The 5,628-nt window shown below is 62.8% G+C and carries 6 protein-coding genes; 1 reads left to right on the top strand and 5 read right to left on the bottom strand.

What is annotated here, in order from left to right; genetic code table 11:
- The 5 genes from M3436_18825 to def all read right to left on the bottom strand — a co-directional run.
- On the bottom strand, positions 1-1,946 hold a 1,946-nt coding region (locus tag M3436_18825), incomplete at its 3' end, for a HAMP domain-containing protein (GenBank protein MDQ3566051.1).
- Positions 1,943-2,473, bottom strand: coding sequence for a DUF4390 domain-containing protein (locus tag M3436_18820; GenBank protein MDQ3566050.1), 531 nt, complete (start codon positions 2,471-2,473; stop codon positions 1,943-1,945). The genes M3436_18820 and M3436_18825, both read right to left, overlap by 4 nt.
- Before the next feature lie 31 nt (positions 2,474-2,504).
- The gene (rsmB, locus tag M3436_18815; protein MDQ3566049.1) at positions 2,505-3,830 is read right to left on the bottom strand and encodes a 16S rRNA (cytosine(967)-C(5))-methyltransferase RsmB; all 1,326 of its coding nucleotides are present in this window, start codon (positions 3,828-3,830) and stop codon (positions 2,505-2,507) included.
- Positions 3,820-4,773 (bottom strand): methionyl-tRNA formyltransferase, encoded by a 954-nt coding sequence (gene fmt / locus M3436_18810; protein MDQ3566048.1) that lies wholly within the window; start codon positions 4,771-4,773, stop codon positions 3,820-3,822. The genes rsmB and fmt overlap by 11 nt, the downstream gene beginning before the upstream one ends.
- Positions 4,770-5,273 carry a peptide deformylase gene (gene def, locus M3436_18805; protein MDQ3566047.1) on the bottom strand — a complete coding sequence of 168 codons (504 nt, stop codon included), beginning with the start codon at positions 5,271-5,273 and terminating at the stop codon, positions 4,770-4,772. The genes fmt and def overlap by 4 nt, the downstream gene beginning before the upstream one ends.
- 137 nt (positions 5,274-5,410) lie before the next feature.
- Here def and M3436_18800 point away from each other — a divergent pair.
- On the top strand, positions 5,411-5,628 hold a 218-nt coding region (locus tag M3436_18800; protein ID MDQ3566046.1), incomplete at its 3' end, for a LysM peptidoglycan-binding domain-containing protein.

Genomic DNA, 5,628 nt, shown 5'->3' with positions numbered 1-5,628 from the left:
GACTGGCCTTCACTCGCTTCCAAGGCGTTCTTGATGAGATTGTTCAAGACCTGGCGCAGGCGTCCGGGATCGGCGTGGGTCACGGGCAGCTCGGGGTCGAGATCGGCCGTGAATACGGCGTCGCGATCGACGTTTTGATAGAGATCCAGTATTTCTTGGATTAGTTCATTGAGACGGCACGCTTTCGGCTGCATCTGGGGGGTGCGGGCATACTCCGAGAAGGTATTGACCATATTCTTCATGGTTTCGACCTGCTGCACGATCGTATGGGTGAGCCGATCGAGTACCTCAGCTTCTTTCGGCGCCAGCGTGCCGAGGTATTTTTGCCGCAGGCGTTCCGCGGACAACTGGATCGGCGTCAAGGGGTTTTTGATCTCGTGCGCCAGACGGCGCGCGACTTCGCCCCAGGCCGCGTCCCGTTGTCCCTGCAGCAGGGCGGTAATGTCGTCAAACACGATCACGTGTCCCCGTACCCGCGCGCTCGCGCCCGCTAAGGTCGTACCGCGGCACATCAGCACCTGCCGCCCGTTGGTCCCGAACAACTGCACCTGCTCGCGCCAGTCCGAATGCGGCGCATCGGGGACATTCCGCAGCGCCTCGCCGAAGGGCTGCAAATATGGGAAGGCGGCACAAATTCTGCCCACGCTTTGGCCAAGGAGCGGCACCAGCTCGACGCCGAGGATCTTACTCGCGGCTGCATTCGCGGTCCGCAGGCTCAGATTGGGATCCAGGGTCAACACGCCCGAGGACAGGCGCCCCAAGACGGCCTCCAAATAAGAGCGCTGCGCCTCGACCTGATCCTGGCTGCGCTTGGCCTCATCGCGCGCCAGTGCGATCTTGCGGGTCATCTCGTTGAACGATTCGACCAGAAATCCCAATTCGTCCTGGCTCGACGCGTGTAACTCCCGCCCGTAATCGCCGTCGGCGATGGCCCGGGTTCCAGCGGCGAGATCCTGGATCGGGACAACCAGGCGGTTGGCGGAATAAAACGCGGCCCAGACCGCGCCCAGGATGCTGAACAACAAGACCAAGGTCAAGGTCATTAGGAAACTAAGTTTCAGTTGGTCCCGTAGATAGGACAGTTCGCGATACTGGAGGTACGCCGAATGCACGTTATCGGCGAGCTTATTCGTGCGCCTTGCCACCGGATAGAGCGCCTGCAATAAACCGGGATCAGCGGCGGCCCCGATCTCCGGCACGTTGACGACGACGCGGACGGCGAGCGCGGCATCGCGAATTGCGTCCAGTCCAACATAACTTCGTCCTTGCCGCAGTTGCAGCAAGATTTCCGCGCTCGGCAGGTTGGGCACGATCTCGTGGGCGCCGCTGCTGGAGGCGATGATACCTCCCTTGCGGGTCAGTAACAGCAATTCGTCCGCGCCGCTTCTCGTGCGTAGTTCGTCGAGATTCATGGGTAAGGCCGGATCGGCCACCACGGTGCTGCTCGGATCCCTGAGCGCCGTGAGATCGAGCGGCGTGACGGAGATCGGACCCTCCATTAGCTCATAGGCCAACTGTTCCGTCTGCTTCAGGAGCTTGCGTGTCTGCTGGTGGAGCGCGCCGCGGCTCAGATCGAGCGCGTCCTTCAAAGCCTGGGCCACACGCACATCGAACCAGCTATCGATGCCACGGCCGAGGAAATCGATGGAAAACCCATAGACCACGAGCAGCGGGCTCACCGCCAGAGCGACGAAGAGGCTCAGCATGCGCCGGCGCAGCCGGGCGCCGGGCCGTCGCGCGCGCAGATCGCGGTAGAGCTGCCGGACGTTGAGGGCAATGAGCACGAGGAAGGTGATGAGCCCAATGGCATTCACCGCCAAGAGCACCGAGTACATCTGGCCGAAACGCTGCGAGTCCTGGGTGGCGTTGCTCATCATTAACAGTGACGCCAAGAGGACCAGGCTCAATGCGCCGATGGGGAGCAGGATCCGGCGTGCCCGCTTCATACCGTTAAGCTCCATTCGAACCATGCGCTGCTCAGACGCCAGCCCGAATAGAAGTAGGCGATGAGGCGCACCGGCGCCGGAACCGATTCTATATCCAAGCTCGCCCGGACCCGAGCATGATAGGCACGCCCTGGGCTTAGCCGACGGCGTTCGAGGATCGGGACGCCGCGGATCTTTCCGAGCCCCGCGCGAGCATCCGCCAAGGAGGTAAAATTCTGCCTATCTCCGGTGATGAGATTAACGATTACATAGGTCTTGCTGAGCGCGTGATGCTCAAGCCGGTAACCCTGCTTGACGGTGGCGATGCGCTCGTCCCAGAGGAATTCGCGCTCCCGCCGCAGCTCGGTTTCGATCAGGATCTCGAGCGCCACCCCGTTATCGAGCGCTTCCAGGGACTCTTTACCGAGCTTGAATCCGAGATTGGCGTCCAGCAAGTAAAAGCCGTTGACCAATCGCAACGCCGCAGATTTGATCATGATCCCGGCCGCCGAGGCGGGCGCCGCCGCCAGCGTCAACAGCAGCGCCATGCTGGCTAAAGCGCCGCGCTTCGGCAGCGGCTTAGACTTTCCGCAAAGCCGCATAGAAGAATCCGTCCGTATTCGCGTCTCCCGGCAGCAGTTGCACTCCGGCCCCGGTATCCTGGCCGTGCGCTACGGCGATCGGGTCCAAGCGCGCGTCGGCGTGCCGGGCCAAGAAGGCGCGGATCTGGTTTTGGTTCTCGGCGGGTAGCACCGAGCAGGTCACATACAGGAGCTTGCCGGCGTTCGCGAGCAAGGGCCACAAGCCGTTCAAAAGTTGCATTTGCAGGCCGGCCGATGCCGCGATGTCGGACTCGCGCCGCAGGAGTTTGATATCCGGGTGCCGCCGGATCACACCGCTGCCCGAGCACGGGGCATCCAAGAGGATGCGATCAAACGCTTTTCCATCCCACCAGCCGGCCGGTACCGAGACATCGGCACAGTATATCTCGGCGCGCATGTGTAAACGTTCGAGCGCCGCCCGCAGCGATGCGATGCGCGCGGGATCGCAGTCAACCGCGACCATCCGCCGCAACTCGGGATCCATCTCCAGAATATGCCCGCATTTTCCGCCCGGGGCTGCGCAAGCGTCCAAAATCCGGTGGCCGGAGCGCGCATCCAACAGCACCGCGGCGATCTGAGCGCCGGCGTCCTGCACCGAGACATGCCCTTGGTCGAAGCCGGGTAGCCTCGACACATCCAGGATTTCCGGAAGCGAGATTGCATAGGGACTCAAGGAGAGCGGGTGCGCTTCCAGTCCGGCCTGGTCAAGCCGCGCCATGTAATCCTCACGCGAGCCGCAACGCACGTTGACGCGCAGGGTCATCGGCGGCCGCTCATTGTTGGCCGCCGCGATGCGTTGCCAGGATTCTGGCCAGGCCGTCTTGAGAGCCGCCAGCAACCACACCGGATGCGCGTATTGCGCGGCCTCGGTGGCCGGCTCGGCGAGCAGCTTGTCGCGGCGCTTCAGGAAAGCACGGAGCACGGCATTGACGAGCGGGGCGGCGCGAGCGCGCCCGAGCCGCCGGCTGGCGTCCACGGTCGCGGAGACGGCCGCGTGATCCGGAATACGCAGATACAGGAGCTGATAAAGACCGATTAAGAGTAAGGCAAAGACCGCGCTATCGATTTCCTTCTGTGGGCGCGCGAGGAGCTTGCTCACAAGCGACTCCAAGGCCGGGAACCAGCGCAAGGTGCCATAGGCGAGCTCCTGAGCGAGGCCGCGGTCGCGGGGATCACGCAGGCCGCTAAGCGACATCGGCATGCATGCGGCCAAGGATTGGCCCTGCCCCACGACGCATGACACCAGCCGCGCGGCGACCGCGCGCGCATCCTTAAGCGGCCGCGGGGACTGGTTAGCCGTCATGCTTAAGACCCGGATGGGCGTTGAGGAAATCCGTCGCGCTCACCGGCTTGCGCCCGGCTGCCTGGACCCGGGTGAGACGCAATACGCCCTCGCCGGTCGCCACATCGATCCCGCCTCTTGCGCCGGGTAGCAACGCGCCCGGGGCAGCCGGAGCGCGGGTCTCGATCGCACGGGCGTCCCACACGCGAAATTCCATCCCGCCGAGCCGCGCGAGCGCGACCGGCTTCGGATTAAATGCCCGGACCTTGCGTTCCAGCTCCGGGGCCGGGCGCAACCAGTCGAGCCAGGTTTCGGCGCGCTCGATCTTATGGGCATAGCTGGCGCCGCCTTCATCTTGGGCGCTGGGCCGTAAGCGCTCGTTCAAAATCTCCTCGAGGGTCGCTAGGAGGCAGCTTGCGCCGAGCTCGGCCAGCCGTTCCCGCAGGGCGCCGCCGGTATCGACGGGGCGGATCTCGCAGCGGGCCTGTGCGTAGAGCGGACCCGTGTCCAAGGCCGCGCTCATCTGCATGATGGAAACGCCGGTTTCACGATCGCCCGCGGCCAGGGCGCGTTCAATCGGGGCCGCGCCCCGCCAGCGCGGTAACAGGGAGGCATGAACATTGATGCATCCACGGCGCGGGATGTCGAGCACGGTGCGCGGGAGGATCTGTCCATAGCCGACTACTATCATGACATCAGGTTCTAACGCGGCGAGTTGGTCCGCTGCCGCCGCATCTTTGAGCGATAGGGGCTGGCGGATGGCTAATCCGTGATCACGCGCCGTGGTCTTGACGGCGCTTTCGTGCACTTTGAGTCCCCGGCCGGCCGGCCGGTCCGGCGGGGTGTAGACCGCAAGTAACGAGCCGGGCGCGGCAGTGACTAAAGCGCGGAGTATCGTGGCCGCGAACTCCGGCGTGCCCGCAAAAACGATCCTAGCCTGCGCGAGCCGTAGCGGGCCGCTCATAAGGCGAGTCGTTGCGCCTTTTCCAGTTTCTTGCGGAGCCGGTTGCGTTTTAATATCGAAAGGTAATCTACGAACAGCTTGCCTTCGAGGTGATCGATCTCATGTTGAATGCACACGGCCAGCAAGCCGTCCGCCGCCAAATTGATCGCCTCGCCCTGGGCGTTGAGAGCCTGCACCTGAATGCGCTCGGCGCGCTCGACGGTCTCGAAAACGCCGGGAACCGATAAACAGCCCTCCTCGGTTTGCTCACGGCCCTCGGTGCCGGTGACGCGGGGGTTGATGAAACACCAAGGTTGGTCGCGCCGCTCGGAGACGTCCAAGACGATGACCCGCCGGTGGACGTTGACCTGGGTGGCGGCAAGACCGATCCCGGGCGCCGCGTACATGGTCTCGAACAGGTCCGAAACCAGGCGCCGCACGTTGTCATCAATGGCTGGCACGGGTTGTGCCTTTATCCGAAGGCGGGGATCGGGATAGTGCAATATATCTAAGATGGCCATGCCACGCGTTGTCCTGTCCGATGGCGTAAATCATAGCAGAAGCTGACTCTCAACTTTAGACAGCTTAGTGAAATTGCGTTTCTTTTTGTTAAAATTAATGAACAACATCAAACCTTTGCCGTAAGGGCGACACGACGATGAAAAAATACGTATTGCTGTTACTCTCCGCGTTGGCCACGCTACCTTGCTACGGCGAGAATTTGGCGCTCAACCCGAGCTACCCCGACCACTATGTCGTGAAACGCGGCGATACCTTATGGGACATTTCGGCGGTCTTCTTGACGAAACCATGGCTCTGGCCGCAGATTTGGCAGGTGAATCCGCAGGTGCGGAATCCGCACCGCATCTATCCGGG

It is taken from the genome of Pseudomonadota bacterium, assembly GCA_030859565.1.
Classification (GTDB): Bacteria; Pseudomonadota; Gammaproteobacteria; order JACCXJ01; family JACCXJ01; genus USCg-Taylor.
This window is presented reverse-complemented; position numbering and strand designations above follow the sequence as displayed.

Bases quoted from the DNA above. Each gene is read 5' to 3' on its own strand.
- M3436_18820 (MDQ3566050.1), bottom strand. From the start codon at position 2,473: ATGGCGCTGCTGTTGACGCTGGCGGCGGCGCCCGCCTCGGCGGCCGGG.
- rsmB (MDQ3566049.1), bottom strand. From the start codon at position 3,830: ATGACGGCTAACCAGTCCCCGCGGCCGCTTAAGGATGCGCGCGCGGTC.
- fmt (MDQ3566048.1), bottom strand. From the start codon at position 4,773: ATGAGCGGCCCGCTACGGCTCGCGCAGGCTAGGATCGTTTTTGCGGGC.
- def (MDQ3566047.1), bottom strand. From the start codon at position 5,273: ATGGCCATCTTAGATATATTGCACTATCCCGATCCCCGCCTTCGGATA.